Origin of the sequence: Tabrizicola flagellatus, from assembly GCF_046295235.1 — a bacterium.
GTDB lineage: Bacteria > Pseudomonadota > Alphaproteobacteria > Rhodobacterales > Rhodobacteraceae > Tabrizicola > Tabrizicola flagellata_A.
This window is the reverse complement of the sequence record NZ_JBKBLV010000012.1, coordinates 38,985-65,604: the sequence shown is the minus strand read 5'-3', so window position 1 is coordinate 65,604 and position 26,620 is coordinate 38,985. Positions and strand designations below refer to the sequence as shown.

The 26,620-nt window shown below is 67.4% G+C and carries 28 protein-coding genes; 16 read left to right on the top strand and 12 right to left on the bottom strand.

The genetic code is table 11. The features are described from left to right. The first annotated feature begins 85 nt into the window (after positions 1-85). The 14 genes from ffh to ACK4IU_RS07115 all read left to right on the top strand — a co-directional run bounded on the left by ffh (position 86) and on the right by ACK4IU_RS07115 (position 9,330). The gene (ffh, locus tag ACK4IU_RS07180; protein ID WP_409733110.1) at positions 86-1,597 is read left to right on the top strand and encodes a signal recognition particle protein; all 1,512 of its coding nucleotides are present in this window, start codon (positions 86-88) and stop codon (positions 1,595-1,597) included. Then, positions 1,594-2,136, top strand: coding sequence for a GNAT family N-acetyltransferase (locus ACK4IU_RS07175; protein WP_409733108.1), 543 nt, complete (start codon positions 1,594-1,596; stop codon positions 2,134-2,136). The genes ffh and ACK4IU_RS07175 overlap by 4 nt, the downstream gene beginning before the upstream one ends. Next, positions 2,133-2,660, top strand: coding sequence for a GNAT family N-acetyltransferase (locus ACK4IU_RS07170; RefSeq protein ID WP_409733105.1), 528 nt, complete (start codon positions 2,133-2,135; stop codon positions 2,658-2,660). Before ACK4IU_RS07175 ends, ACK4IU_RS07170 begins: the two co-directional genes overlap by 4 nt. Continuing rightward, positions 2,657-3,151, top strand: a complete 495-nt coding sequence (locus ACK4IU_RS07165) for a GNAT family N-acetyltransferase (RefSeq protein WP_409733103.1) — start codon at positions 2,657-2,659, stop codon at positions 3,149-3,151. The genes ACK4IU_RS07170 and ACK4IU_RS07165 overlap by 4 nt, the downstream gene beginning before the upstream one ends. After that, a complete protein-coding gene (locus ACK4IU_RS07160; RefSeq protein ID WP_409733101.1) occupies positions 3,148-3,720 on the top strand; it encodes a GNAT family N-acetyltransferase in 573 nt (190 codons plus the stop codon). The genes ACK4IU_RS07165 and ACK4IU_RS07160 overlap by 4 nt, the downstream gene beginning before the upstream one ends. Then, positions 3,717-4,013, top strand: a complete 297-nt coding sequence (locus ACK4IU_RS07155; RefSeq protein WP_409733099.1) for a chorismate mutase — start codon at positions 3,717-3,719, stop codon at positions 4,011-4,013. The genes ACK4IU_RS07160 and ACK4IU_RS07155 overlap by 4 nt, the downstream gene beginning before the upstream one ends. 42 nt (positions 4,014-4,055) lie before the next feature. Then, the gene (gene rpsP, locus ACK4IU_RS07150) at positions 4,056-4,409 is read left to right on the top strand and encodes a 30S ribosomal protein S16 (RefSeq protein ID WP_409733096.1); all 354 of its coding nucleotides are present in this window, start codon (positions 4,056-4,058) and stop codon (positions 4,407-4,409) included. A gap of 4 nt (positions 4,410-4,413) precedes the next feature. Next, positions 4,414-5,046 (top strand): 5,6-dimethylbenzimidazole synthase, encoded by a 633-nt coding sequence (gene bluB / locus ACK4IU_RS07145; RefSeq protein ID WP_409733094.1) that lies wholly within the window; start codon positions 4,414-4,416, stop codon positions 5,044-5,046. Between the two features lies 1 nt (position 5,047). Further along, complete coding sequence (gene rimM, locus ACK4IU_RS07140) at positions 5,048-5,551, top strand: ribosome maturation factor RimM (protein ID WP_409733092.1); 504 nt, start codon at positions 5,048-5,050, stop codon at positions 5,549-5,551. Between the two features lie 60 nt (positions 5,552-5,611). Then, the gene (locus ACK4IU_RS07135) at positions 5,612-6,577 is read left to right on the top strand and encodes a hypothetical protein (RefSeq protein WP_409733090.1); all 966 of its coding nucleotides are present in this window, start codon (positions 5,612-5,614) and stop codon (positions 6,575-6,577) included. Between the two features lie 43 nt (positions 6,578-6,620). Beyond that, a complete protein-coding gene (gene trmD, locus ACK4IU_RS07130; protein WP_409733088.1) occupies positions 6,621-7,430 on the top strand; it encodes a tRNA (guanosine(37)-N1)-methyltransferase TrmD in 810 nt (269 codons plus the stop codon). Positions 7,431-7,702: 272 nt separating this feature from the next. After that, a complete protein-coding gene (rplS, locus tag ACK4IU_RS07125; protein ID WP_409733086.1) occupies positions 7,703-8,077 on the top strand; it encodes a 50S ribosomal protein L19 in 375 nt (124 codons plus the stop codon). 11 nt (positions 8,078-8,088) lie between these two features. After that, positions 8,089-8,310, top strand: coding sequence for a 50S ribosomal protein L31 (gene rpmE, locus ACK4IU_RS07120; RefSeq protein WP_409733083.1), 222 nt, complete (start codon positions 8,089-8,091; stop codon positions 8,308-8,310). 219 nt (positions 8,311-8,529) lie between these two features. Continuing rightward, complete coding sequence (locus ACK4IU_RS07115) at positions 8,530-9,330, top strand: division plane positioning ATPase MipZ (protein WP_409733081.1); 801 nt, start codon at positions 8,530-8,532, stop codon at positions 9,328-9,330. Here ACK4IU_RS07115 and ACK4IU_RS07110 read toward each other — a convergent pair. The 12 genes from ACK4IU_RS07110 to xdhA all read right to left on the bottom strand — a co-directional run bounded on the left by ACK4IU_RS07110 (position 9,299) and on the right by xdhA (position 22,140). Next, the gene (locus tag ACK4IU_RS07110; RefSeq protein WP_409733079.1) at positions 9,299-9,472 is read right to left on the bottom strand and encodes a hypothetical protein; all 174 of its coding nucleotides are present in this window, start codon (positions 9,470-9,472) and stop codon (positions 9,299-9,301) included. The genes ACK4IU_RS07115 and ACK4IU_RS07110 overlap by 32 nt on opposite strands. A 150-nt stretch (positions 9,473-9,622) precedes the next feature. Continuing rightward, on the bottom strand, positions 9,623-10,414 hold the full coding sequence (locus ACK4IU_RS07105; RefSeq protein ID WP_409733077.1) for a GH25 family lysozyme: 792 nt from the start codon (positions 10,412-10,414) through the stop codon (positions 9,623-9,625). Positions 10,415-10,500: 86 nt separating this feature from the next. After that, entirely contained in the window at positions 10,501-10,944 is a 444-nt protein-coding gene (locus ACK4IU_RS07100) for an EF-hand domain-containing protein (protein WP_409733075.1), read from the bottom strand. Positions 10,945-11,008: 64 nt separating this feature from the next. Beyond that, positions 11,009-11,353 (bottom strand): carboxymuconolactone decarboxylase family protein, encoded by a 345-nt coding sequence (locus ACK4IU_RS07095; protein WP_409733073.1) that lies wholly within the window; start codon positions 11,351-11,353, stop codon positions 11,009-11,011. 61 nt (positions 11,354-11,414) lie between these two features. Continuing rightward, the gene (locus ACK4IU_RS07090) at positions 11,415-12,491 is read right to left on the bottom strand and encodes an NAD(P)/FAD-dependent oxidoreductase (RefSeq protein WP_409733071.1); all 1,077 of its coding nucleotides are present in this window, start codon (positions 12,489-12,491) and stop codon (positions 11,415-11,417) included. Positions 12,492-12,597: 106 nt separating this feature from the next. Next, positions 12,598-13,680 (bottom strand): BMP family ABC transporter substrate-binding protein, encoded by a 1,083-nt coding sequence (locus ACK4IU_RS07085; RefSeq protein ID WP_409733069.1) that lies wholly within the window; start codon positions 13,678-13,680, stop codon positions 12,598-12,600. 52 nt (positions 13,681-13,732) lie between these two features. Next, positions 13,733-14,665 (bottom strand): ABC transporter permease, encoded by a 933-nt coding sequence (locus ACK4IU_RS07080; RefSeq protein ID WP_409733067.1) that lies wholly within the window; start codon positions 14,663-14,665, stop codon positions 13,733-13,735. Position 14,666: 1 nt separating this feature from the next. Further along, positions 14,667-15,746, bottom strand: coding sequence for an ABC transporter permease (locus ACK4IU_RS07075; protein ID WP_409733065.1), 1,080 nt, complete (start codon positions 15,744-15,746; stop codon positions 14,667-14,669). Positions 15,747-15,815: 69 nt separating this feature from the next. After that, a complete protein-coding gene (locus tag ACK4IU_RS07070; protein ID WP_409733063.1) occupies positions 15,816-17,339 on the bottom strand; it encodes an ABC transporter ATP-binding protein in 1,524 nt (507 codons plus the stop codon). Then, entirely contained in the window at positions 17,336-18,292 is a 957-nt protein-coding gene (xdhC, locus tag ACK4IU_RS07065; RefSeq protein WP_409733059.1) for a xanthine dehydrogenase accessory protein XdhC, read from the bottom strand. Before xdhC ends, ACK4IU_RS07070 begins: the two co-directional genes overlap by 4 nt. Positions 18,293-18,346: 54 nt before the next feature. Further along, positions 18,347-20,767, bottom strand: coding sequence for a xanthine dehydrogenase molybdopterin binding subunit (xdhB, locus tag ACK4IU_RS07060; RefSeq protein ID WP_409733057.1), 2,421 nt, complete (start codon positions 20,765-20,767; stop codon positions 18,347-18,349). Continuing rightward, a complete protein-coding gene (gene xdhA / locus ACK4IU_RS07055; protein WP_409733055.1) occupies positions 20,764-22,140 on the bottom strand; it encodes a xanthine dehydrogenase small subunit in 1,377 nt (458 codons plus the stop codon). The genes xdhB and xdhA overlap by 4 nt, the downstream gene beginning before the upstream one ends. 293 nt (positions 22,141-22,433) lie before the next feature. Between xdhA and ACK4IU_RS07050 the strand changes: the two genes are divergently transcribed. Further along, positions 22,434-22,970, top strand: a complete 537-nt coding sequence (locus tag ACK4IU_RS07050) for a DUF2269 family protein (protein WP_409733053.1) — start codon at positions 22,434-22,436, stop codon at positions 22,968-22,970. Positions 22,971-23,011: 41 nt separating this feature from the next. Then, the gene (dnaE, locus tag ACK4IU_RS07045) at positions 23,012-26,554 is read left to right on the top strand and encodes a DNA polymerase III subunit alpha (protein ID WP_409733051.1); all 3,543 of its coding nucleotides are present in this window, start codon (positions 23,012-23,014) and stop codon (positions 26,552-26,554) included. Positions 26,555-26,620 lie beyond the last annotated feature (66 nt).

Below are 26,620 nucleotides of genomic sequence, written 5' to 3'. Positions count from 1 at the left end.
CGCGGATGCGCCCACGGGTGCCGTTCTGCTTTGCGACAGGGTTCCGCCGCCCCATATCGGGGCAAACGTCTGAAAGGGTGATGCGATGTTCGAAAGTCTATCCGAACGCCTTGGCGGCGTATTCGACCGGCTCACCAAGCAGGGCGCGCTGACCGAGGCCGACGTCGTCACCGCACTGCGCGAGGTGCGCGTGGCGCTGCTGGAGGCCGACGTCTCGCTTCCGGTCGCGCGCGACTTCATCAAGCGCGTTATCGACAAGGCCACCGGTGCCGCCGTCACCAAGTCGATCACCCCCGGTCAGATGGTCGTCAAGATCGTCCATGACGAGCTGATCCGCGTCCTGGCCGGCGACGACGCGCCCGAGGCGCTGAAGATCGACAACCCCCCCGCAACGATCCTGATGGTCGGTCTGCAAGGCTCGGGCAAGACCACGACCACGGCCAAGCTGGCCAAGCGGCTGAAGGAAAAGAACGGCAAGAAGGTTCTGCTGGCGTCGCTCGACACAAACCGCCCCGCGGCGATGGAGCAGCTGGCGATCCTCGGCATGCAGATCGGCGTAGATACCCTGCCCATCGTCAAGGGCGAGTCGGCGGTGCAGATCGCAAAACGCGCCAAGACCCAGGCGAACCTTGGCGGCTATGACGTGCTGTTCCTGGATACCGCCGGACGCCTGCACATCGACGAAGTCCTGATGGACGAGGTCCAGGCCGTCCGCGACATCGCCCAGCCTCGTGAAACCCTGCTCGTCGTCGACGGCCTCACCGGCCAGGACGCCGTCAACGTCGCCACCGAATTCGACGGCAAGGTCGGGATCTCGGGCGTCGTCCTGACCCGGATGGACGGCGACGGTCGCGGCGGTGCCGCCCTGTCGATGCGCGCGATCACCGGCAAGCCGATCCGCTTCGTCGGCCTCGGCGAGAAGATGGACGCGATCGAGCCCTTCGAGGCCGAACGTGTCGCCGGCCGCATCCTGGGGATGGGCGACATCGTGGCGCTGGTCGAGAAGGCGCAGGAAACTTTCGAGGCCGAACAGGCCGAACGCATGGCCAAGCGCTTCGCCAAGGGTCTGTTCAACATGAATGACCTGAAGATGCAGCTTGAGCAGATGCTGAAGATGGGCGGGATGCAGGGCCTGATGGGCATGATGCCCGGCATGGGCAAGATGTCCGCCCAGGCCGAGGCCGCGGGCCTGAACGACAAGATGCTCCACCACCAGATCGCGCTCATCAACTCGATGACCAAAAAGGAACGCGCGAACCCCGACCTGCTGCAGGCCAGCCGCAAGAAGCGCATCGCCGCTGGTGCGGGCCTCGACGTCGCCGACCTGAACCGCCTGCTGAAACAGCACAAGCAGATGGCGGAGATGATGAAGAAGATGGGCAAAGGCGGCATGATGAAGCAGATGGTCAAGCAGTTCCTTGGCAAAGGCGGCATGCCCGACCCCTCCAAGATGTCGCCCGAGCAGCTTGCGGAACTGGCCAAGGGCGTCCAGCAGGGCGCGGGCGGGCTGGGCGGCGGGCTCCCCCCCGGCATCGGCGGCCTGCCGCGCGGCATCACCCTGCCTGCGGGCCTGAGCGGGCTGATGAAGAAGAAATGATCCACCCGATTGCGCGCCAGTTTGACAATGCCGTGCCGGTCCTGCGGACCGAACGGGTTGTCCTGCGCGCGCCACGGGCTGACGATTTCGACGCCTACGCAACCTACTATGCCGAAGACCGCAGCCGTTTCACCGGTGGCCCGCTCGACCGCGCCTCCGCTTGGCGCGCCTTTGCTGCACAGATCGGTCATTGGCATCTGCGCGGCTACGGCCTGTGGACCGTGACCGATGCCTCCGAAGCGCCGATCGGCCACGTCGGCTTCTGGAACCCCGAAGGCTGGCTGGAACCCGAGATCGGCTGGGCGCTGTATCCCGGCCACGAAGGCAAGGGCTATGCGTACGAGGCAGCCATTGCCGCCCGAACCCACGCCTACAACGTTCTGGGCTGGGGTCCGTTGACCTCGGTAATCGCGCCGGGCAACGAACGGTCCATAGCGCTTGCCCTGCGCATGGGGGCAACCTTCGAACGGGACTGGGTCTCGCCGACCGGCAAGCCTGCGCTGATCTACCGCCATCCCGGGCCTGGGGCCGCCGCATGACCTACGCGATGCCCCTGCCGATCCCGGTCCTGACCACTGACCGTCTCATCCTGCGCGAACCGCGCGAGGCGGACTTTGCCGCGATGCTCGCCTTCAACGACAGCCCCCGGTCTGCCTTCGTCGGCGGTGGGCGCGACCGGTTCTGGGTCTGGCGCGCGCTGATGGCCAACATCGGGCACTGGGTGCTGCGCGGCTATGGGCTCTTTTCGGTCGAGACGAGGGCCGGCGACTTCATCGGCCGCATCGGCATGATCTGCAACGACGGCTGGGACGAGCCCGAGCTTGGCTGGCATGTCTTCGACGGGTTCGAGGGCAAGGGCTACGCGCTGGAGGCCGCCCGCGCCGCGCGTGCGGACTACCACGCCCGCGTCTCGGCCCGCCCGCCGATCAGCTACATCGACCCGGCCAACAGCCGGTCGCAGGCGCTGGCCCGCCGTCTGGGCTGCGTGCCGGAGCGGGAAACCGTGTTCCTGGGCACGCAAGTCACCGTCTGGCGCCACCCCGCCCCGGAGGCCGCCGCATGATCGAGACGACCCGCCTGATCCTGCGCCGGCCCGAGGCCGCCGACTGGCCCGCCTACCGCGCCTATCGCCTGTCGTCCCGCTCGACCGCGCCTATGCCCGAGGGCGAGGCCTGGACGCATTTTGCGGCCTTCTTCGGCCACTGGGCGCTGCGCGGCTTCGGCCGGCTTGTGGCGACGCTGAAGGACGGCGGCCGCGCCATCGGCCATTTCGGCCCCTTCTTCCCCGCAGGCCACCCCGAACGCGAACTGACCTGGACGCTCTGGGACGCCGCGCTGGAAGGGCAGGGCCTTGCCTTCGAGGCCGCCCGCGCCGCGCGCGACCATGCCTTCGGTGCGCTCGGCTGGACGACCGCCGTCAGCTACATCGCACCGGACAACGCCCGCTCGCAGGCGCTGGCCACCCGGCTGGGCGCAGCGCGCGATCCGGCGGCGTCCAACCCCTACGGCGATGCGACCCAGGTGTGGCGGCACGGCCGGGGGGTGATCGCATGACCCGCCCCTGGGAAACCGCGCCCGCCACCGGTCCGCTCTCGGCCCGGGCAGAGCGCTTTGCCGCCCTGGTCCCGGTGATCGAGACTGAACGGCTGCGCCTGCGGGCGCCCCGCATCGGCGACTTCCCGATCTTCGCCCGCTTTCTCTGCGACGCCGACCTCGACGACACGACCGACGACGACCGCGAGGCCGCCTGGCTCGACTTCTGCCAGCTTCTCGCCTCGTGGCCCTTGCGCGGCATCGGCCCCTGGACGGTCGAGGACCGCAAGGGCCGGGTGGTCGGCGGGGTGGCGGTGAATCACGAATACGGCGACCCCGAGGTCGAACTCGGCTGGGTCGTGACGAAGGGCGCGGAGGGCCGGGGCATCGCCACCGAAGCCGCCCGCGGCGCCCGCGCCTGGCTCTTCGCCACGCAGGGGTTTTCCAGCCTGGTCTCCTACATCGACCCGGAGAACACCGCCTCGGTCGCTGTCGCGGAACGCCTGGGCGCCACCCGCGACGCCATGGCCGAGGCCGCGATCGGCCACGACTGCCTTGTCTATCGCCACCTGCCGGAGATCGCCCGATGACCGACGCCGCTGCCCGCGCTGCCACGCTTCTGAAAGGGCACCGCGAATCCATCGACCGGCTGGACGCGATCCTGGTCTATACGCTGGCCGAGCGGTTCAAGCACACCCAGGCCGTCGGCCGGCTCAAGGCCGAACACGGCCTGCCGCCCTCCGACCCCGACCGCGAAGCACGGCAGATGGCCCGGCTGGACCAGCTGGCGAAAGAAGCCGACCTCGACCCCGAGCTCGCCAAGAAATTCCTGGCCTTCATCATCGGTGAAGTGATCAGGCACCACGAGAAACTGCAGAAATAACCGGGGCTTGCCCCGTCAACAGCCATCTGAAGGAGAAATGCAATGGCTATGAAGATCCGTCTCGCGCGCGGTGGTTCCAAGAAGCGCCCGTTCTACTCGATCGTCGCCTCCGATTCGCGGATGCCCCGCGACGGCCGCTTCATCGAGAAGCTGGGCACCTACAACCCGCTCTTGGCCAAGGACGATGAAAAGCGCGTCGTGATGAACATGGAGCGCGTGCAGCACTGGCTGTCGCAGGGCGCCCAGCCGACCGACCGCGTCGCCCGCTTCCTCGAGGCCGCCGGCGCCCGTCCGAAGACCGTCCGCAACAACCCCAAGTCCGGCACCCCCGGCAAGGCGATGGCCGAGCGCGCCGCCAAGAAGGCCGCCCGCGCCGCCGAACCGGCTGCCGAGTGATCCCGTGAGCGGCCAGTTCAGCCCCGCCTTCCGGGACGAGCTGGCCGCTCTCATGCGCTGGCGGCGCGACGTGCGCCGCTTTCGCACCGAACCGGTGCCAGAAGACCTGCTGGCCCGCGGCCTGCGGGCCTTCGGACTGGCGCCCTCGGTGGGCCTTTCGGAACCCTGGCGCCTGCTGCGGGTGGAAAGCCCGGAGCGCCGCGCCGCCTGTCTTGCCAACTTCCGCGACTGCAATGCGCGGGCGCTGGAGGGCTACGAAGGCGACCGCGCCGCGACCTACGGCCGGCTGAAACTGTCAGGCATGGTCGAGGCTCCGATCCATCTGGCGGTCTTCTGCGACGAAACGACGGCTAAGGGCGCGGGCCTCGGCGCTGCGTCCATGCCCGAGACCCGCGCCTATTCCGTTGTCGGCGCGATCATCCATCTCTGGCTCGCGCTGCGGGCCGAGGGCCTCGGCCTCGGCTGGGTCTCGATCCTCGATCCGCACCGGCTGGCCCGCGATCTTGACGTGCCGGACGGCTGGCGTTTCATCGGCTATCTCTGCATCGGCTGGCCGGAAGAGGAGGATACCGTGCCCGAACTGGAACGTGCAGGGTGGGAGTCGCGATCCCCGTCCCTGCATCTGGAGATACGCTGAGATGTCCGATCGCATCTGCATCGGTGCCATTGCTGGCGCCTTCGGGGTCACCGGAGAGGTGCGGCTGAAGTCCTTCTGTTCCGAACCCAGCGACATCGCCAGCTACGGCCCCCTCTCGTCGGAGGACGGCCGGCAAGAGTTCCACATCTCCCTGACCCGCCCGATCACGGGCGGATTCGCCGCGCGCATCCGGGGAATCGCCACGAAGGAGCAGGCGGACGCCCTGCGCGGCACCAGCCTGTTCTTGGCACGCGACCGGCTCCCTTCGCTGCCGGACGACGAGTTCTATCATGCCGATCTGATTGGCCTTTCCGCCTTCGACACGGGCGGAGAGCTGATCGGCAAGGTCACCGCCATCTACAACCATGGGGCGGGCGATATCCTCGAAATATCGACCAACCGTCATAAATCGGCCCTGCTTTTGCCCTTTACCGCAGCAATCGTCCCCAATGTCGACTTGGCAGCGGGACGGATCGTCGTCGATCTGCCTGACGAGTCCGAGTGATCGGTCAGCCTGGCCCAACCGGGTCCGGCACGCAGGAAAGGGTGGGACATGTTCACGCGCATGCGCCTTGTGAAGGGTGCGACGGCACTTCTCTACCTCGGGCCGCTGGTCGCCGGGCTCTGCGGCTTTGGCTGGACCATGGTTGCCCCCTTCACCGCGATCTTCGTCGTCTGGCTCATGGTGCTTCGGCCCGAACAATGGCCCTCTTCGCCCGAGGAATGGCTGACCGGCAGCGCGTTGCTTGCCGCCCTGGCCCAGGTGCTGTCGCAGATCGTCCTCGTGGCGCTGCTTTTCGGCATCGGCAGCGGGCTTGGCGGGCTTGCGGGCATCAGTGCCGTTGCAGTCAATCCGATCCTGCCGCTGTCGATCTCGTTCATCGCGATTCCGCTCTGCCGCATGCTGTGGGATTCGCGCGAGGCTGCCAGCCTCGGCTACTTCCTCGACGAAGAGGCCGAATCGGCCCATGCCGGGAATGCAGTCGGCATGGCAGCGATGGCAGTCATCCCGCTGCTCAACCTTCCCGACAGCGCCAGCGACGCCGAGGTCACCGAAGCCGTCGCAAAGGTCCTCGACGTGCCCACCGCCGAATTGCGGCTGGACGCGCTGACTGCGGCGCTGGCAAAGCCCGACCGCAGCCACGCCGCCCTGCGCCGAGGCCTGCTGCTTTGGGCGACCGAGCCCGAGATCGTCGCGCCGGGTCAGGTTTCGGGCTCGATGGCAAAGGCCTTCGCGATCGCCGACGGCAATCTCGACCTGCTGCGCCTCTACGTTCCCCGCGCGATGGCCCTGATCGCTGCGTTTCCGAACCGCGCCGATGACTTTCCGTCGCCGGCCGAATTGCGCGAGGCGGCGGAGGCGGCACCGGACTCGGACCTGCCCGCGCATCTGCAAGCCGACCTGCGCGAAGGCCTGCGGGCATTGGCCCGGGCCGTCGCGATGGCCTCGGGCACCGCGACAGACGAGGAAGAGCCGCCGGCAAGGGCCGAACCCGTCCCCTTCCGCCAGCGCAGCGTGCGCCGGGCCTGATCCGGGGCTTTTCCAGACGGGCCATTCGCGCTAATTCCGGCGGATGTCCGACGACGCCCCCGCCACTCCGAAAAGCCATGGCCGCTACCAGATCCGGCCGACGCTTCAGCCCCGCGACCTCATGGAGGAACCGCGGCTGGTGAAGGGGGCCTTAACCGCCAAGGTCATCACCCTTTTCCCCGAAGCGTTTCCGGGCACCCTTGGCCTGTCGCTGACCGGCAAGGCGCTGGATTTCGGGCTCTGGCAGCTGGAGGCGATCGATCTTCGCCAGTTCGGCGAGGGCAAGCACCGCAACGTAGATGACACCCCCGCCGGGGGCGGCGCCGGCATGGTCCTGCGCCCCGACGTGGTGGATGCAGCCTTGCGCCACGCCCGGGTCGGCACTCCAGTCGATCGGGCGCGCTGGCCGGTGATCTACCTCTCGCCCCGCGGGACGCCGTTCACGCAGGAAACGGCCCGACGCCTGGCGAAAGGGGCCGGGCTGACGCTGCTTTGCGGCCGGTTCGAGGGGGTGGACCAGCGGGTCCTCGACCACCACCAGGTCGAGGAGATCAGCCTGGGCGACTTCGTCCTCACCGGGGGTGAAATTGCCGCCCAGGCCATCCTCGACGCCACCGTCCGGCTGATCCCGGGCGTCCTGGGCAACGCCGCCTCGACCGAGGAGGAAAGCTTCTCGGACGGCCTTCTCGAACACCCGCAATACACCCGCCCGGCCGTGTGGGAGGGCCAGGAGATTCCCGCCGTCCTGCAATCGGGCAACCATGCCGAGATCGCCAGGTGGCGCCGCCAGAAGGCGGAAGAGCTGACGCAGGCGCGCCGCCCGGACCTTTGGGACAAGCGTAGGGTGCGCTAAAGCGCACCTGCGATCCCACCCGGACCCTTGACCGGACCTCTCCTTCCCCTTATACGCGCCCGGTCCGGGGCCCAAGGCCCGCCGGATCCGATTCCCTTTGCCTGCCTGCCTTCTTCCGCAGGGTCATCGCACGGGGACGGCACAGCAGAAAAGCAGGCGCCACCTGCGGCGGGCTTCTTGCGTCAGGTAAGGGGGACCCGGGCGAAGACCGAAAGCTCTGGCGCGGCATCACCTCTGCGGAAAGCACCGCAGGCAGAACTGGAGAAACGCGCATGAACCTCATCGCGCAGCTCGAGGCGGAGCAGATCGCCGCCCTCGGCAAGACCATCCCGGATTTCAAGGCCGGCGACACTGTGCGTGTCGGCTACAAGGTGACCGAAGGCTCGCGTTCGCGCGTTCAGGCCTATGAAGGCGTCTGCATCGGCCGCAAGGGCGGGGCAACCATCGGCGCCTCGTTCACCGTCCGCAAGATTTCCTTCGGCGAAGGCGTGGAACGTGTGTTCCCGCTCTACTCGACCAACATCGACTCGATCGAGGTTGTCCGCCGCGGCAAGGTGCGTCGCGCCAAGCTGTATTACCTCCGCTCGCGCCGCGGCAAGTCTGCCCGGATCGCGGAAGTCGCGAACTACAAAGAAAAAGCCGAGTAAGGAGCGGGACGATGAAAGCCGATACCCATCCCGATTACCACACGATCACCGTCAAGATGACCGACGGCTCGACCTATGTGACGCGCTCGACCTGGGGCAAGGAAGGCGACACCATGTCGCTCGACATCGACCCGCTGGCCCATCCGGCCTGGACCGGGCAGCAGGCCAAGCTGATGGACACCGGCGGCCGCGTGTCGAAGTTCAAGAACAAGTACGCCGGCCTCGGGTTCTGATCCCGTCCACGGTCGTCAGGAAAAGGCGGGGGTGCGTCGCAAGACGCGCCCCTTCCTGCATTCTGGCGCGGCGGAATTCGTACGAACTCCGGCCCGGAGCCTGTTCAGGCTCCGCACCGATTTCCGCACGGAAATCGGCCGTCTCCGTCGGCGAAATCCCGCTTCCCCCTGCCGGTTCGCCCGCATAGAAAGCGCCCGGAACGCAAGTCAGGGAACAGCATGGCGCGGATCATCGTCGTCGGGAACGAAAAGGGCGGCTCGGGCAAGTCGACCACCTGCATGCATGTCGCGACCGCGCTGGCACGGCTGGGCCAGAAGGTCGGCGCGCTGGACCTTGACCTGCGACAGAAGTCCTTCGGCCGCTATATCGAGAACCGCCGCGCCTACATGGCGCAGGCCGGCCTGACCCTTCCCACCCCCGACTACCGCGACCTGCCCGACCCCGACCCGGCCCATGGCGAGACCGCCCAGGACCAGCGCCTGACGCGCGCGATCGAGGCGATGCATGCCGAGAAGGACTATATCGTCATTGATTGTCCTGGCAGCCATACCCGGCTCAGCCAGGTGGCTCATACGCTGGCCGATACGCTCATCACGCCCCTGAATGACAGCTTCGTCGACTTCGACCTGCTGGCGCGGATGGACGGGCTGACCGGACGGATCAAGGGGCCGTCGATCTATTCCGAGATGGTCTGGGGCGCGCGGCAGATGCGGGCGCAGGCGGGTTTGCCGCCGATCGACTGGATCGTCGTCCGCAACCGGCTTGGCACGCAGGCGATGCACAACAAGAAGAAGGTCGGCGCCGCGCTTGAAGAACTGTCGCGGCGCATCGGATTTCGCGTGCTGAACGGCTTTTCCGAGCGCGTGATCTTCCGCGAACTGTTTCCGCGCGGCCTCACGCTTCTGGATCTGAAGGACACCGGGGTCGATCAGTTGAACCTGTCGAACATCGCGGCACGACAGGAACTGCGCGATCTGATGACGGGCCTCAGATTTCCGTCTCTGTCTGTCGGCTTTTGAACACCGGTCCGCCAAGCCCCCGCTGATTGACCACGCGGATGCGGGTCACCTTCTTCAGGCGCTTTTCGAACGGCGTATCCTCTTCGGTCTTGCGAGCACGGCCAAGACCCAATTTCTTCAAAATGCGGATCGTCTTATCCATCTTGGGCGTCCTATGTTCGATGTCCCATAATTCATCGGCAAGCAGGGCAGGACTAAGGCAGTTTAAGTCAAATGCTGGGTCGGGTCTGTGCTCATTTGGCGACAGATTGTATCCGATTTCGCCACATATAGGGCAAGGCGCCCGGAACTGTCATAGGGATCGTTGTGCCAGCCAGCCGGCCCAGGCCTGGTGCGACCCCGCGAAGACGTTGATGTCGACCTTGCCGGCGATGCCCGGGATCAGCCCGGTCGAGGTGTATTGCCAGAAGGTCCAGGCCGTTCCGTCATAGACCCCGTGCGGATGATCCGCGACCGAGCGCAGCCAGAACTCCACCCCTTTCAGCCGCCACAGCTCGGTGTCCCGGAAGAAATCGACGGTGGTGTAGATCATCGGCCGCTGCCCGTAGTGCCGCTCGACGATGTCGAGAAAGATCCGCGCTTCCTCGCGAATCGTGGCGCCGTCCCGGCGGAGGGTGCAGGTGGGGCTGAAGGGCGTCCATTCCATGTCGAGCACGGGGGGCAGGGCGCCCGGCGTCCGCGGCACATGCCGGATGAACCAGCGCGCCTGCTCGGCCGCCGGTCTGCAATGATAGAAGAAATGATATGCCCCGCGCTTGACCCCCGCAGCACCCGCGCCGCGCCAATGGCTCTCGAACATCGGGTCCACCATGTCGCCGCCTTCGGTCGCCTTGATGAAGGCGAAGTTGACCCCATTCGCCCGCGCCGTGGGCCAGTCCACCTGGGTCTGGAACCGAGACAGATCGATGCCATGCACCGGATAGCGGTCGGGCGAGCGCCCCGGCCAGTCGGTGGGCCTGGCATCGGTGAAGTTCGACGACATCACGACAACCTCGTCGCCCTTCGGGTCGGACATCGGTGCGCGTGTGCCACCGCAGCCTGCCAGCACTACAGCCACGATCAATGCCAGACCTGCCCGCATCACTCCGCTCCGTTTTTCGGATCAGTGTGCAGGACAAGCCCGGCCTTGTCATGCCCTTCGCAAAAGGGGTTGCGGCAGGCCGCCGATCGTCAGCGCGCGAAATCGGCCGTGGTCACGGCGCCGTCGCCATCGGCATCCATCATCGGGAACAGTTTGGCCGACGCCGCCTCGAACTCGGCCATCGTCACCTCGCCATTGCCATCGGCATCGTTGAAGGCCGGGGTCATTGCCTCGTGCACCGCCTTGCCGGGCGCGGCCATGTTCATGCCTTGGCCCTGACCGCCGTTGCCCATTTCCATCGCCATGTGCTCTTCCACCAGCGCCCATTCGGCCGCCGACAGGATCTGGTCGCTGTCCTGGTCGAACATCGCAAAGACATCAGACCGCTTGGACGCGACTTCCTCGGGCGTCACGCGGCCGTCGCCATCGGCATCCCACTGTTCCAGGAAGTGCTGGCCGGGATTGCCCTGCTGGGCCAGCGAGGGGCCGGCCGCAATGAGCGCGAGAGCCGCGGCTGCAAGGATCGGTTTCATCAGGTAAACTCCTTTGAAGGTTTGCAACTGTTATACGCTCCGATGCTCGGTTTCCGTCGCGCGGTCAAGCCTTGGCCAGTTCGTCCCAGCAGGCCAGCGCATGACCCGCGTACATCAGCCCCGGTCCGCCGCCCATCTGTATCGCCATGGCCAGCACGTCGCCCAGCTCCTCGCGGGTCGCGCCGGCCTTCATCAGCGCCTCGACGTGGAAGTTGATGCAGGGTTCGCAGCGCAGGATCACGGACATGCCCAGCGCGATGTATTCCTTCTCCTTCACGCTCAGCGGACCATTGTCCTTCACTGCCTTCGAGAGGGTGCCGAAGCCCTTTGTCGTCTCAGGCACCAGAGCATTAAGGGCGCGCAGCTCGCGCCGCATGTCAGAGATCTTTTCGCTGTAGCTTTGCGTCATGGTGGCCTCCTTTGCCGGTGCCCCGGATGGCACTGCCCGGCATTGATCGCCTTGACGCAGGTCAACCGAACCGGGCCGGGGACAGCGCCGCCACCAGATCCGCGCCGATCTCTGGCGCGCGGCCGCCGATCAGGTCCGCCGCCAGCCGGCTGGCCGCCGGGCAGGTCTGGAACCCGTAGCCACCCTGCCCCGCCAGCCAGAAGAACGAAGGCTCGCGCGCGTCCTGGCCGATCACCAGCACCCGGTCGGGCGCAAAGGTGCGCAGGCCCGCCCAGCTCGCCAGAAGCCGCGTAACCGGTTCCGTCACCATCTCCTCATAACGCGCCAGCCCCTCGGCCAGCACCATGTCGTCGGCCCAGGCATCATGCGGCTCCATCGGATCCTCCTCGGCCGGGCTGACGATCAGCGCCCCGGCATCGGGCTTGGCGTACCAGTCCTCGCCCGGTCCGAACATCATCGGCCAGCGGCTCACGTCATGCCCGCCGGGCGCCGGGATCCGCGCCATCGAGCGGCGGTAGGGCGTGAAGCCCAGCGGCCGGACCCCGGCCAGCGCCGCGACCTGATCGACCCAGGCCCCTGCCGCATTGACGATCATCCGCCCCGTGACCTCTCCCGCCGCGCTGGAGACGCGCCAGCGAGCCCCGTCCCGCGATATGGCCGTGACCCTTGCCTTCGTCAGCACCCGGGCGCCGCGCCCCTTTGCCTCGCGGGCGAAACCCTGCACCAGCAGGTCGGTGTCCACATCCTCGGCATGGGCGGCATAGCCCGCCATCGCCACCGTCTCCGGATTCAGGATCGGCACGATCGCCCGCGCCTCCTCCACGCTGATCCGGTCGAAATCCATTTCCCCCAGGTCGTGCTCGAAAGCCTCGGTCCGGTCCGCCTTGCCGACCAGAAGGAGGCCCCGCGGGCTCAGCACCCCCGGCAGCTCACGGAAATGCGCCTCCGAGGCCATCGACAGCCCCACCACCGCCGGCGCGCCATAGCGCGGCTCATAAAGCGCGGCCGAGCGGCTCGAGGCATGATGCGCCAGCACATCCTCGGCTTCGAGCAGGATCACCGTCCCGAGTTCCGAAAGTCGCGCCGCCGCCGAGATGCCGGCGATCCCGCCACCGATGATCAGGAAATCCGCATCCAATCCTCAACCCTCCCGAAACGAAAGGGCACGGTGACCCATGCCCTTTCATCTGTCTCCAAATATCCCACGGGGGTGCGGGGGTGTGAAACGCCCGCTCCGCCGCACGTCACTTCGGAATGTCGCCGGTGATCCCCTCGACATAGAAGCTCATCCCCAGAAGGTCGCCGTCCGGGGCGGTCTGGCCCTCGGCCAGCCAGGGGCTGCCGTCCTGCTTGTTGATCGGGCCGGTGAACGGGTGATAGGTCCCCGCCGCGATCGCGTCGCGCATCGCTTCGGCCTCGGCCTTCACCTCTGCCGGCACCTTGTCGGTGATCTCGCCGATCAGCACCTCGCCGCCGGCGATCCCTTCCCAGGCGTCGATCTGCTCGTAGGTCCCGTCCAGCAGCGCGCCGACGCGCTTCACATAGTAGGGACCCCAGTTGTCGATGATCGAGGTCACCCGCGGCCCGTCCTTGTAGGCCGCCATGTCCGAGGCCTGGCCAAAGCCGATCACGCCCTCGACCTTCGCGGCCTCGGCCAGCGGAGCGGTGGAATCGGTGTGCGCCGCGATCACGTCCACGCCCTGGTCGATCAGCGCCTTGGCCGAATCGGCCTCTTTCGCCGGGTCGAACCAGGTGAAGGCCCAGACCACCGACAGTTGCACGTCAGGGTTCACCTTCTTGGCATGCAGATAGTAGCTGTTGATCCCCATGATGACCTCGGGGATCGGGAAGGACGCGATGTAGCCGATCTTGTTCGACTTGGTCATCCGGCCCGCGATGATGCCCTGCACGGCCCGACCTTCGTAGAACCGTGCGTTGTAGGTCGAGACGTTCGGATGCTCGCGCTTGAAGCCGGTCGCATGTTCGAACTTCACGTCGGGGAACTTGGCGGCAACTGCGTTGGTCGCGTCCATGTAGCCGAACGAGGTGGTGAAGATGATGTTGCAGCCGCCCAGCGCCATCTGGGTCAGCACGCGCTCGGCATCCGCGCCTTCCGGCACGCTTTCCTGATACTGGATCTCGACCTTGTCACCATAGGCGGCCTTCACCTGCATCGCGCCGTCATGGTGCTGATAGGTCCAGCCGCCATCGCCGATCGGGCCGACATAGACGAAGCAGGCCTTCACCTTGTCCATGCCCTGCGCGAAGGCCCCCGAGGCCAGCATCAGCCCCATCGCGGCGGTCGCCAGCAGATTTCTCCGTTTCATCCTCGTACTCCCCTTGGTGGCGGTGCCTTTTCCGGCCCCGCGGTTATGTGCCTCAGCGCGAGGCGTGAAAGTTCTGGCCCAGGCTCGCCGGAGCCCCGCTCGCCTTGCCCTTCCGCCCGGCCGACATGATGACCAGCACGAGGATGGTTATCAGATAGGGGGCCATGGACAAGTACTCGACCGGGATCGCCGAGCCGGCGACCTGAAGGTTCAGCTGCAAGACGGTGATGCCGCCGAAAAGATAGGCGCCGATCAGCACCCGCCAGGGCTTCCAGCTGGCGAAGACCACGATCGCCAGCGCGATCCAGCCGGCACCGGCCGTGATGCCGTCCACCCATTGCGGCACCCGGGCAAGGCTCACATAGGCCCCGCCCATCCCCGCCATCGCGCCGCCGAAGGCGATGCAGGCCAGCCGGATGCGGTTGACCTTGTAGCCCAGCGCATGCGCCGCCTCGTGGCTTTCGCCCACGGCGCGGATGATCAGGCCCACACGGGTCGCCTTCAACACCCACCACAGGACCGCTGTCATCGCGATGCTGAAATAGACCACCCAGTCGTGGCCGAAGAGGATCGGCCCCACCACCGGCAGCTTGGCCAGCGCATCGGGCAAGAGCTGCCCGGTCGCCGGCGGCTTGATCCCGTTGTAGCCCTGCCCGCCAAGCGATGAGACCCCCAGCCCGAACAGCGTCAGCGCCAGCCCCGTCGCCACCTGGTTGGCCAGTAACACCTGGGTCAGAAGGGCGAAGATCAGGCTCAGCACCGCCCCCGCGACCGCCCCGCCGAGGAATCCCAGCACCGGGCTTCCCGTCTGCACCGCGACGACGAAACCGCCGAGCGCCCCGATGATCATCATGCCTTCGACGCCCAGGTTCAGCACGCCCGCGCGCTCCACCACCGTCTCGCCCAGCGCCGCCAGCAGGATCGGCACGGCCGAGGCCATCAGGGTTGCGATCAGGATGACCGGATTGATGCCGCCAAAGTCCATCTCAATGCGCCCCCACAGCCAGCCGGAACCGGTAATTCGTCAGCACGTCCACGGCGAGCAGGAAGAACAAGAGCATCCCCTGGAACACCTGAATCGCCGCCGCAGGCAGGCCCAGGTTCGTTGCCGCCATCTCGCCGCCGACATAGGTCAGCGCCATCAGGAACCCCGCCAGCACGATCCCCAGCGGGTTCAGCCGGCCGAGGAAGGCCACGATGATCGCCGTGAACCCATAACCCGTGTTGAAGTCGATGCTGATCTGCCCGGCAGGCCCCGTCACCTCGAACAGCCCCGCCATCCCTGCCAGCGCACCCGAGATCCCCATGCACAGCACCACCAGCCGCGCCGGCGACACGCCGTGGAACCGCGCCGCCCTCGGCGCCTGTCCCGCCAGACGGATCTGGAACCCCGCCTGGTGCCGCGTCAGCAGGATCCAGGCCAACACCGCCGTCACCAGCGCCGCCACGCCGCCCCAGTGCAGCCCTGTGCCCGCGATCAGTTCGGCATTCTGCGCCGCCGGATAGCTGGAAAAGTTGCGGCTGCCGGGAAAGCCCATGCCTTCAGGGTTCTTCAGGAACCCGGTCGAGGCCTTGGCCAGGATCGTCTGCGCCACATAGACCAGCATCAGGCTGACCAGGATCTCGTTGGTGTTGAACCGCGTCTTCAGGATCGCCGGGATCATCGCCCAGGCCCAGCCGCCGAGGGCCCCGGCAATCACCATGACCGGAAAGATCAGCCGGTTCTCGGTCGGAAAGACCGCAAGCCCCACGCTCGCTCCGATGATCGCGCCCATGATGTATTGCCCCTCGGCGCCGATGTTCCAGATCCCCGCCCGGAACCCCAGCGCCAGCCCGATCGCGATCAGGATCAGGGGCCCCGCCTTCACCAGAAGCTGCCCGCGCAGGTAAAAGGCAAACTCGCCGAAGACCGGGTCCCAGAAGATCGTCCGGATCACCTCGAACGGGTTCTTCCCCATCGCCGCGAACAGGATGCCGCCCGCGATCATCGTCAGGATCACCGCGACGGGCGGGGTGGCATACAGCCAGAACCGGCTCGGCGTCGGCCGCTTCTCAAGCCTCAGCACGACGCATCCTCCCCGCGCCAAATTCCTTCGAAGGAATTTGCAAAACTCTTCGAAGAGTTTTGCACCCCGCTACCCATGATGCGCCACCTCCATCCCGTGCGCCCCGCCCATCATCAGGCCGATCTCATCCATGGTCAGACCCTCCGTCGGACGCGGCTTCGTCAGGCGCCCCTCGTTCAGCACGGCAAAGCTGTCGGACACCTCCAGAAGCTCATCCAGGTCCTGACTGATCACCACCACCGCGGCACCTTCGCCCGCGCGATCGAGAATCGACTGCCGGATCTGTGCTGCTGCCGCCGCGTCCACTCCCCAGGTCGGCTGGTTGACGACGATGACGGAAGCCCCCTGCATCAACTCGCGCCCCATCAGGAACTTCTGCAGGTTCCCGCCAGAAAGCGCCCGCGCCGCCACATCCGGGCCGGGGGTGCGCACGTCATAGGCCGCGATGATCTCCTCGGCGAAGGCGCGCGTGCCCGGCCAGTCCACGAACCCGTTCCGGGTCAGCCCCTTGCGCACACCCGCCGTGAGGAAGGCGTTCTCCACCAGGCTCATGTCCGGCGCCGCCGCATGGCCATAGCGATCCTCCGGCGCCGCCACCAGCCCCGCCCGCCGCCGCTCCACCGGCCCCAGGTCGCCCACTGGTCGCCCGACCACCCGCACCTTGTCCGGCGCCGCGCGTAACTCTCCAGACAAGGCGAGCAAAAGCTCGTCTTGCCCATTCCCGGCCACCCCGGCGATGCCAAGAACCTCGCCCTTCGCCACCGTGAAACTGATCCCTTTCAGGCTGGTTCCGAACGGAATCGGCGAGGCCGCCGACAGGTCGCTGACCCCAAGCGCCACCTCGCCTTTCTCCGCCACCCGCCGCTCCGGCGTCTTGAGGCTGGTGCCCACCATCAGTTCAGCCATCTCTCGCGCCGTCCGCTCTCGCGGGGTGCAGGTCGCCACGACCTTGCCGCGCCGCAGGATCGTCGCCTCGTCACACAGGCTTTTGATCTCTTCCAGCTTGTGACTGATGTAGAGGATCGCCGTCCCCTCGCGCGACAACTGCCGCAGCGTCTTGAACAGGATCTCCACCTCCTGCGGCGTCAGGACCGAGGTGGGCTCGTCCATGATGAGCAGTTTCGGGTCCTGCAACAGGCATCGGATGATCTCCACCCGCTGCCGCTCGCCGGCGCTCAGGTCGCCCACCATCCGGGATGGGTCCAGCGGCAACCCATACTCCTCCGAAACCGCCCGGATCCGCGCCGCCAGCTCCCGCATCGGCGGCGGGTTCTCCATCCCCAGCGCCACGTTCTCCGCCACGTTCAGCGCCTCGAAGAGGGAAAAGTGCTGGAACACCATGGCCACGCCTAGCCGCCGCGCCTCCGCCGGTTTGGCCGGCTGGTAGGCCGCCCCCCGCAGCGTCATCGTCCCGCTGTCGGGGCGCACCAGGCCATAGATCATCTTGACCATGGTCGACTTGCCCGCCCCGTTCTCGCCCAGAAGCGCATGGATCTCTCCCTCGCCGATGGAGAACGACACATCCGAATTCGCCACCACCCCCGGATAGGCCTTGGTAATGCCTTCGACCCGCAACAGTTCCGGCCTGGTCATGCCCGCTTCTCCTTCGCCATCCCCTGCGGTGCGCGCAGAAGCTCCGCCACCACGCCCACCGCGATCGCCTGCGGATGCTTGCCCAGGGCCGGGTCCCCGATCGGACACCGGATCCGCCCGATCTGCGCCGCGTCATGCCCCAGGGCCGCCAGCCGCGACCGGAACCGCCCCCATTTCGTCGCCGACCCGATCAGCCCGCAGGACCGGAAGCCGCGCTTGAGTAGCCGGTGGCACAGTTCCAGGTCCAGCGCGTGAGAGAAGGTCAGCACCAGATGCTCCGCATCCACCGGAGCATGATCCGCCACCAGCGCCGGGTCGCGGCTCGGCATCACCGTCACGCCCTCCGGCACCTCCGCCGGAAACCGCTCCGCCGCCACATCCACCCAGGTCACCGCGATCCCCGGCAAGGGGGCCAGGACCGACACCAGAGCGCGGCCCACATGCCCCGCGCCCCAGACCCAGACCTGCCGCTCCGCTTCCATGACCGGCTCCACCAGCCAGCCCGAGACCAGCCCCGGCGCCGGCTTCACTCCCTGTCCCCGCGCCGCCGCCAGCACCCGCTTCACCGCGAGCGGCATCTCGCCCGCGCCCCGCGCCACGACCCCGGCCTCGGCTTCCGGCACCGCCTCGAATACCTCGGTCCAAAGCACCACCGCCCCGCCGCAGCACTGGCCCAGCGACGGCCCCAGCGCGACCCGCTCGACCAGCCGCGCCTCCCTCCCCCCACCGTGGGGGAGGGATGGGGTGGGGGGGCTGTCCAGCAACATGCGCGCCTTCGCCGCCGCCTCGTACTCCAGCGCCCCGCCGCCGATCGTCCCGGATTGCCCATCCGCCCAGACCAGCATCGACGCCCCGGCCTCGCGCGGAGACGACCCCTCTACGCCCGCGATCACCACCCGGGCGACACGGCCCTGCCTTGCCAGGGCCGCCGCCAATGCGTCCCGATCAAACATACGCACCCCCAGGAATTTTCGCCGAAAATTCCTGGCCCCCGCCTATCGCCCCCCTCATGTGCGGCCCTCCACGCGGCGCACCGCCATCAGCACCCGCTCCGCCGTCGCCGGCGCATCCAGCGCGGGATAGACCGACCCATCCCCGCAGGCCGCCACCGCATCCGACAGCGCCATCAGCGCCGAGATCCCCAGCATGAACGGCGGCTCCCCCACCGCCTTCGACTTGCCGACCGAGTCCTCGCGGTTGGGCTTGCCCCACAGCGCCACGCGGAAATCCCGGGGCCGGTCCGAACAGGCCGGGATCTTGTAGGTGCTGGGCGCATGCGTCGAAAGCCGCCCCTTCCCGTCCCAGACCAGCTCCTCCGTCGTCAGCCAGCCCGCGCCCTGCACATAGGCGCCCTCGACCTGCCCGATATCCAGGGCCGGGTTCAGCGAGGTCCCGGTGTCATGCAGCAGATCCGCCCGCAGGATCCGGTTCTCTCCGGTCAGCCGGTCGATCACCACCTCGGTCACCGCCGCCCCATAGGCGAAATAGTAGAACGGCCGCCCCGTCCCCTTCACCCGGTCCCAGATGATCTTCGGCGTCGCGTAATACCCCGTCGAGGACAGCGAAACGCGAGCCTGATAGGCCCAGGCCACCACCCGCGCCCAGTCATAGACCTCGCCCGCGACCTTCACCGTCCCGTCCACGAACCGCACCGAGGACGGCTTCACCTGATGCTTCTCGGCAATGAACTCCGCCAGCCGACCCTTGATCGTCTCCGCCGCCGCCTTCGCCGCCATCCCGTTCAGGTCAGACCCCGACGAGGCCGCCGTGGCGCTGGTATTCGGCACCTTCCCGGTATCCGTCGCGGTGATCTTCACCATGCTCACATCCAGCCCGAAGACCGAGGCCGTCACCTGCGCGACCTTCTGGAACAGCCCCTGTCCCATCTCGGTCCCGCCATGGTTCAGCGCCACGCTTCCGTCCTGGTAGACATGCACCAGCGCCCCCGCCTGGTTCAGCCAGGTCAAGGTGAACGAGATCCCGAACTTCACCGGCGTCAGTGCGATCCCCCGCTTCAGCACCGGACTGCGCGCATTCCACTCCGCAATCGCCGCCTTCCGCGCCCGGTAATCGCTGGTCCGTTCCAGCTCGGCCACCAGCTCATGCCCGATGAAATCCTCCACCGGCATGTGATAGGGCGTCGTCTGAACCCGCCCGTCCGGCGGCAGGCCATGCGACCCGAGCGAGGCCGCCGCCCCGCGCGAGGTCAGGTCGACCTCCGACCCGCCTTTCATCTGTCCGGAAATATCCTCGGGGGGTCCGGGGGGCGAAGCGCCCCCGGGGCTGGCCATCCCGCGATAGAAGTTGGCCTTGCGCACCTCCAGCGGCTCGCGACCCACGACAAAGGCCACATGATCCATGACCCGCTCGATCCCCACCATGCCCTGCGGGCCACCGAACCCGCGATAGGCCGTGGCGCTTTGCGTGTTCGTCTTCAGCCTGTGGCTTTCGATGCGGATATTGGGCAAGTGATAGCAGTTGTCCGCATGCAGCATCGCCCGGTCCGCCACCGGCAGCGACAGGTCCTGCGACCAGCCGCAGCGGAAGAGATGGGTAAACTCCAGCCCCAGAATCCGCCCCTCACCATCCACCCCGGCGCGATAGAGAATCCGCAAATCATGCCGCTTGCCCGTGATGACCATGTCGTCATCCCGGTCGTACCTCATCCGGCACGGCCGCCCGGTCAGGCGAGCCGCCACCGCACAGGCAATCGCCAGCGCATTGCCCTGAGATTCCTTGCCGCCGAACCCGCCGCCCATCCGGCGCACTTCCACCCGCACCGCACTCATCGGCAGATGCAGCGCATGCGCCACCTTGTGCTGCACCTCGGTCGGATGCTGGGTCGAGGAATGGACGACCATGTCGCCCCCCTCCTGCGGCACCGCCGCCGCGACCTGGCCCTCCAGGTAGAAATGCTCCTGCCCGCCGACCTCGAACGACCCCTCGACCAGCCGAGGGGCCTTCTCGATGGCCCGCGCTGCATCCCCCTTGGCCCAGATGACCGGCCCCTGCTCGAACCGGCTGTTCGCCGCCAGCGCGTCATCCACCGTCAACAGCGCCGGGAGCTCACGATAAGAGACCTTCCCCAACCGCGCCGCCTTCCGCGCCGCAAGATGGCTTTCGGCGATGACCAGAAACACCGGCTGGCCGACGTAATGCACCTTGCCCACCGCCAGAAGCGGCTCGTCCTGCGCCGAGGGGCTGCAATCCGGCATGTCGTCGAAATCCGCCGCCGATAGCACGGCGACGACTCCCGGAGCCGACTTCACCGCCGACAGGTCCATCCCCGTGATCTCGCCATGCGCGACCGTGGACAACCCGAAGGCCAGATGCAGCGCATTGGCCATGGACAGGTCATCGACATACCGCGCCTGACCCGTGACATGCAGCGGCGCCGCGTCGTGCGGCAGGGGCTTGCCCATGCTCATGGCGCCACCTCCAGCACATGCACCGGCACGCCGTTCAGGTCATGGAAATAGCGCCGCAGCAGGTTCTGCGCCGTCAGCATCCGGTAGGCGGCCGAGGCGCGCATGTCCGACAGGGGCGTGAAATCCCCCGCCATCGCCTCCGCCGCCGCCTCCACCGTCGCCTCGGACCAGGCCTTGCCGGTCAGCGCCGCCTCGGCCAGCGCCGCCCGCTTCGGCACCCCCGCCATGCCGCCGAACGCGATCCGGGCCGAGGTCACCACGCCCCCCTCCACGACCACGTTGAAACAGCCGCAGACGGCCGAGATGTCCTGATCGAACCGCTTGGAAATCTTGTAGCAGCGCAGGGCAGGGGCCTTCTCCGGGAAGGACACCCCCGCCACGAACTCGCCCGGCCGCCGGTCCTGCTTGCGATACTCCAGGAAGAAGTCCTCCAGCGGCATCGACCGCATCTCGTCGCCCCGGCGCAGGTGCAGCACCGCCCCCAGCGCGATCAGCGCCGGCGGCCCGTCCCCGATGGGCGAGCCATTGGCGATGTTCCCCCCGATGGTCGCCGCATTCCGCACCTGCACGCTGGCATAGCGCCGCAACAGCTCGCCAAACGACGGCAGCCGATCCTTCACCGCCTCGCGCAGGGCCGAGATCGTGACACAAGCCCCCACATGCAGGCTGCCGCCCCGCACCTCGATCCCCTTCAGGTCCTCGACCCCGTTCAGGAACGCCACTGGCCGCAACTCGCGCAGCTGTTTCGTGACCCAAAGCCCCACATCCGTCGCCCCCGCCACCAGCACGGCATCCGGGTTCTCCACATACCAGTCCGCCAGCGCATCGGAATCCGAGGGCCGGAACACGCCCGCCTCGCCCGCCGCAAAGGCTTTCACCGCCTCGCGGTCGGCGCGCATCCACTCCGGCACCGGCTCTGACGCTGCCGCCTCCGCCGCCCGCACGATGGGCGCATAGCCCGTGCAGCGGCACAGGTTGCCAGCCAGAGCATCGTCATGCGCGCGGTCGCCGCTCAGATGCGCCACCGCCATGCTGACCACGAAGCCCGGCGTGCAAAAGCCGCACTGGCTGCCATGATGCGCCACCATCGCCGCCTGCACCGGGTGCATCTCGCCCGCCGGCCCCGACAGACCCTCGACCGTCCGCACCGCCTTCCCGTGCAGCTGCGGCAGGAACAGGATGCAGGCGTTCAGCGCCCGCGAGCCCTCGGCATCCGTCACCATCACGGTGCAGGCCCCGCAGTCGCCCTCGTTGCAGCCTTCCTTGGTGCCCTTCAGCCCGCGCACCTCGCGCAGCCAATCCAGGAGGGTCCGCGTCGGGGCTTCCCCCGCCACGCGGACCGGCGTTCCGTTCAACAGAAACGCTACGTTCATCCGTCTGTCCGCCGCGGTCTCCCCGTTTGGGGCAGATTGCGAGGCCGCCCGATGCGGCGTAAAGCAGTCCTCGCGCCCCTTCTTCTTGTCCATTCATCAAGCAAGCAGGGACGATTCAAGGCAACAGTTATTTCCTTGGCAAAAGGCGAAGCTGTTTTCCGGATTTGCCGAAAATTCCAGCCGCAGCGCCGCGATTTCAGGCTGACGTTGACGTAAGGTAATCCTTACTCGCGGCCGGCCACAGCCCCGATTATACGCCCCTGACCATTTGATCAAGAAAACCGGATTCCACCATGGACTACATCACTTTCCTCAAATTCGCTCACGTTCTCGCCGCCGTCCTCTGGGTCGGCGGCGGTTTTGCGATGATCCTCGCCACGATCCTGATGTCCCGCCACGCCGGCGCCCAGGCGCAGATGGCGGTGGTGCGTGCCACCGTCCTCATGGCCCCGCGGCTCTTCATCCCGATCAGCGTCTTCACCCTCGCCACGGGCGTCGCGCTGCTGTTCCTGGCGGGCTGGGGCTGGCAGCCCTTCACCGTCCTCGGTCTTGCCGGAGTGCTGTTCACTGCGGGCTTCGGCGCGCTCATTCTTGGCCCCTCCTGCGAGCGTGTGCTGAAACTCGAGGAAACCGCCGGCCCCGAAGCCGCGCTGCCGCTGATGCGGCGGGTCCAGCGTCTTGCGGCGATCGACTACTCCATCCAGTTCGCCATCGTCTTCCTGATGGTGACCAAACCTGGCTGGAGCGACTTTGGCGTCCTCGTGGGTCTGGCGGCGGTGCTCGTCATGGCGGCCCTGGCCACGCTGCGCCCGCTGCCGCGCCTCGCCTGAGGGGGCTTCCTCCATCGCGCCGGGCCGGGTAACTCTACCCCATGCCCGGCGCACATCCCCGATTCATCCACCTCCGCACCCATACCGAACATTCGCTTCTGGAAGGCGCAGTGCCGGTGAAGAAGCTCGTCGGCCTCTGCACCGCGCAGGCCATGCCCGCCGTGGCCGTGACCGACACCAACAACATGTTCGCTGCGCTGGAGTTTTCCGTCACCGCCATGGGCGCAGGCGTCCAGCCCATCGTCGGCTGCCAGATCAGCATCGCCCATGACCCGGCCCAACCGGGCGAAAAGCCGCGAAACCCCGCGCCCATCGTCCTTCTGGCCCAGAACGAACGCGGCTACCTGAACCTGATGCGGCTCAACACGCTCCTCTACATCGAGGGCGCGATGTGCGGCTCGGCCAATCTCCCGCAGGTCACCCTCGACGAACTCGCGCAGCACTCGGAAGGCCTGATCTGCCTGACCGGCGGCCCCGAAGGCCCTCTTGGCCGGTTCCATGCCACCGGCCAGCACGCCAAGGCCCGCGCGCTTCTCGAACGCCTCGTCACGTTCTACCCGAACCGCCTCTATGTCGAACTGCAACGCCATCCCGGCCCCGGTGGCGCACTGCCGGAACAGGAGGCGCTGGCCGAACGCGGCGCCATCGACCTTGCCTACGAACTCGGCCTGCCCATCGTCGCCACCAACGATGTCTACTTCCCCAAGCCCGACCTCTACGAGGCGCACGACGCCCTCATCTGCATCGCCGAGGGCGCCTATGTCGACCAGCAGCAGCCCCGCCGGCGCCTGACGCCGCAGCACTACTTCAAGTCCGAGGCCGAGATGGTCGCGCTTTTCGCCGACCTCCCCGAGGCGCTGGAGAACACCGTCGAGATCGCCCGCCGCTGCGCCTATGCTGCCGCTAAGCGCAAGCCGATCCTGCCGAAATTCGCTGATGACGAGGTGCAGGAACTCCGCCGCCAGGCCAACGAGGGGCTCCAGGCCCGCCTGAAGGTCATCCCCCATTCGGCGACGCCCGAGGAATACCAGGAACGCCTCGATTTCGAGCTCGGGATCATCGAGAAGATGGGCTTCCCCGGCTATTTCCTGATCGTGGCCGACTTCATCAAATGGGCCAAGGACCACGGCATCCCGGTCGGCCCGGGCCGGGGGTCGGGCGCGGGCAGCCTCGTCGCCTATGCGCTGACGATCACCGACCTTGACCCCCTGCGCTATGCGCTTCTCTTCGAACGGTTCCTGAACCCCGAACGGGTCTCGATGCCCGACTTCGACATCGACTTCTGCATGGACCGGCGCGAGGAGGTCATCGCCTATGTCCAGGAAAGATACGGCCGCGACAAGGTGGCCCAGATCATCACCTTCGGCGCCCTTCTGTCCAAAGCCGCCGTGCGCGACGTGGGCCGGGTGCTGCAACTCTCTTACGGGCAGGTGGACAAGCTGTCCAAGATGATCCCCACGGAAGGCGTGAAGCCCGTCAGCATCACCAAGGCGCTGGCCGACGAGCCCCGCCTGCGCGAGGCCGCGAAGGAAGAGGTCGTCGGCCGCCTTCTGGACTATGCCGCCAAGATCGAAGGCCTCTACCGCAACGCCTCGACCCACGCCGCCGGCGTCGTGATCGGCGATCGCCCCTTGGATCAGCTGGTGCCGCTCTACCGCGACCCGCGCTCGGACATGCCCGCGACCCAGTTCAACATGAAATGGGTAGAAGCAGCCGGTCTGGTGAAGTTCGACTTCCTCGGCCTGAAGACCCTGACCGTGATCCAGAACGCGATGGACCTTCTGGCCCTGCGCGGGATCAGCTTCGACATCAACCTGATCCCGCTCGACGACAAGCCGACCTACGACCTCTACGCCAGCGCGAAGACCGTCGCGGTGTTCCAGGTCGAAAGCTCGGGCATGATGGACGCGCTCAGGCGGATGAAACCCACCTGCATCGAGGACATCGTGGCGCTGGTGGCGCTCTACCGCCCCGGCCCGATGGAAAACATCCCGGTCTATTGCGAGGTCAAGAACGGCCTGCGCGAGATCGAGTCGATCCATCCCACCATCGACCACATCCTGAAGGAAACCCAGGGCATCATCGTCTACCAGGAACAGGTGATGCAGATCGCGCAGGTCATGGCGGGCTACTCGCTCGGCGGCGCCGACCTCTTGCGCCGCGCGATGGGCAAGAAGATCCCCGAGGAAATGGCGAAGGAGCGGCCCAAGTTCATCGAGGGCTGCAAGGCCACCCACGGGATCGACGCCAAGAAGGCGGGCGAAGTCTTCGACCTGCTGGAGAAATTCGCCAACTACGGTTTCAACAAGTCCCACGCCGCGGCCTACGCCGTGGTCAGCTACCAGACCGCCTATCTCAAGGCCAACTACCCGGCCGAGTTCATGGCGGCGGTGATGAACTGCGACATCCACCTCACCGACAAGCTCGCGGTCTACAAGCGCGAGGTGGACAAGCTGGGGATCAGGACCGTGGCCCCCTGCGTCAACGCCTCGCTCGCCACGTTCACCGTCCGCGACGGCGCCATCGTCTATGGCCTCGGCGCCCTGAAGAATGTCGGCGTCGAGGCGATGAACCTGATCGTCCAGGCCCGGACCGCCGGGGAAACGACCGCGCGACCGTCCGACACCCCGCGCCTCCTCTCCCCCTCGTGGGGAGGGGATGGGGGTGGGGGGCACCCCGCCTCGGCCCAGGAGAAACCCTTCGCCAGCCTCTTCGACTTCGCCCGCCGCGTGGACCTGAAACGCATCGGCAAGCGCCCCCTCGAAATGCTGGCCCGCGCCGGGGCCTTCGACGCGCTCGACCCCAACCGCGCCCGCGTGTTCGAGGCGCTGGACGCCCTCGTCGCCTATTCCGCCGCCATCCACGAGGCCGCGGTCTCCGCCCAGAATTCGCTCTTCGGCAGCGCGGGCGCCGACATCCCCGAGCCGCGCCTGCCGTTCCGCGACGACTGGCTTCCGACCGAACGCCTCGCCCAGGAACACCAGGCCGTCGGCTTCTACCTCTCCGGCCATCCGCTCGACGACTACATGTCGGCGCTGCGCAAGAAGGGGGTCGAGACGCTGGCCCAGGTCACGGCCAAGGCCGAGCGCGGCCCCTGCATCGCCAAGCTCGCGGGTTCGGTCGCCTCCCGCCAGGAACGCAAGTCCGCCAAGGGCAACCGTTACGCCTTCATCCAGCTCTCCGACCCGACCGGGCTTTACGAGGTCACCTGCTTCTCCGAGGTGCTCGAGGCCTCCCGCGATTTCCTGGATGCCGGGTCGAATGTCGTCCTGACCGTCAAGGCCGAACTGGAAGGCGACACGCTCAAGCTCCTCGCCCAGTCGGTCGCGCCCATCGACAGCGTCGCCGCCCAGGCCGGCGCGCAGGACCTGCGCATCCACCTCTCGCGCCCCGAGGCCGTGGCCTCGCTCGCCGCGCTCCTGTCCCGGGTCGAGGGCCGCAGCCGTGCCGCGATCACGCTCTGCGTCACCGATCCCGACGGGCGCGAGATCGACATCGCGCTCCCCGACAGCTATCCCGTGACCCCGCAGATCAAGGGCGCGATCAAGGCGATGCAGGGCGTCCTGGCCATCGAAGAGATCTGATCCCGCGCACCCCTCCGCCGGCACCGCCTGCCCGGCCTTGCGGCGCCCGCCGTTCCGCGCCACCTT

Coding starts and splice junctions, on each gene's coding strand:
- rplS (WP_409733086.1), top strand. CDS start 7,703: ATGAACCTCATCGCGCAGCTCGAGGCGGAGCAGATCGCCGCCCTCGGC.
- ACK4IU_RS07070 (WP_409733063.1), bottom strand. CDS start 17,339: ATGACCAGGCCGGAACTGTTGCGGGTCGAAGGCATTACCAAGGCCTAT.
- rpmE (WP_409733083.1), top strand. CDS start 8,089: ATGAAAGCCGATACCCATCCCGATTACCACACGATCACCGTCAAGATG.
- ACK4IU_RS07165 (WP_409733103.1), top strand. CDS start 2,657: ATGATCGAGACGACCCGCCTGATCCTGCGCCGGCCCGAGGCCGCCGAC.
- ACK4IU_RS07050 (WP_409733053.1), top strand. CDS start 22,434: ATGGACTACATCACTTTCCTCAAATTCGCTCACGTTCTCGCCGCCGTC.
- ACK4IU_RS07115 (WP_409733081.1), top strand. CDS start 8,530: ATGGCGCGGATCATCGTCGTCGGGAACGAAAAGGGCGGCTCGGGCAAG.
- ffh (WP_409733110.1), top strand. CDS start 86: ATGTTCGAAAGTCTATCCGAACGCCTTGGCGGCGTATTCGACCGGCTC.
- ACK4IU_RS07160 (WP_409733101.1), top strand. CDS start 3,148: ATGACCCGCCCCTGGGAAACCGCGCCCGCCACCGGTCCGCTCTCGGCC.
- trmD (WP_409733088.1), top strand. CDS start 6,621: ATGTCCGACGACGCCCCCGCCACTCCGAAAAGCCATGGCCGCTACCAG.
- ACK4IU_RS07155 (WP_409733099.1), top strand. CDS start 3,717: ATGACCGACGCCGCTGCCCGCGCTGCCACGCTTCTGAAAGGGCACCGC.
- xdhC (WP_409733059.1), bottom strand. CDS start 18,292: ATGTTTGATCGGGACGCATTGGCGGCGGCCCTGGCAAGGCAGGGCCGT.
- ACK4IU_RS07085 (WP_409733069.1), bottom strand. CDS start 13,680: ATGAAACGGAGAAATCTGCTGGCGACCGCCGCGATGGGGCTGATGCTG.
- ACK4IU_RS07100 (WP_409733075.1), bottom strand. CDS start 10,944: ATGAAACCGATCCTTGCAGCCGCGGCTCTCGCGCTCATTGCGGCCGGC.
- ACK4IU_RS07170 (WP_409733105.1), top strand. CDS start 2,133: ATGACCTACGCGATGCCCCTGCCGATCCCGGTCCTGACCACTGACCGT.
- xdhA (WP_409733055.1), bottom strand. CDS start 22,140: ATGAACGTAGCGTTTCTGTTGAACGGAACGCCGGTCCGCGTGGCGGGG.
- ACK4IU_RS07095 (WP_409733073.1), bottom strand. CDS start 11,353: ATGACGCAAAGCTACAGCGAAAAGATCTCTGACATGCGGCGCGAGCTG.
- dnaE (WP_409733051.1), top strand. CDS start 23,012: ATGCCCGGCGCACATCCCCGATTCATCCACCTCCGCACCCATACCGAA.
- rimM (WP_409733092.1), top strand. CDS start 5,048: ATGTCCGATCGCATCTGCATCGGTGCCATTGCTGGCGCCTTCGGGGTC.
- xdhB (WP_409733057.1), bottom strand. CDS start 20,767: ATGAGCATGGGCAAGCCCCTGCCGCACGACGCGGCGCCGCTGCATGTC.
- ACK4IU_RS07110 (WP_409733079.1), bottom strand. CDS start 9,472: ATGGATAAGACGATCCGCATTTTGAAGAAATTGGGTCTTGGCCGTGCT.
- ACK4IU_RS07080 (WP_409733067.1), bottom strand. CDS start 14,665: ATGGACTTTGGCGGCATCAATCCGGTCATCCTGATCGCAACCCTGATG.
- rpsP (WP_409733096.1), top strand. CDS start 4,056: ATGGCTATGAAGATCCGTCTCGCGCGCGGTGGTTCCAAGAAGCGCCCG.
- ACK4IU_RS07175 (WP_409733108.1), top strand. CDS start 1,594: ATGATCCACCCGATTGCGCGCCAGTTTGACAATGCCGTGCCGGTCCTG.
- ACK4IU_RS07135 (WP_409733090.1), top strand. CDS start 5,612: ATGCGCCTTGTGAAGGGTGCGACGGCACTTCTCTACCTCGGGCCGCTG.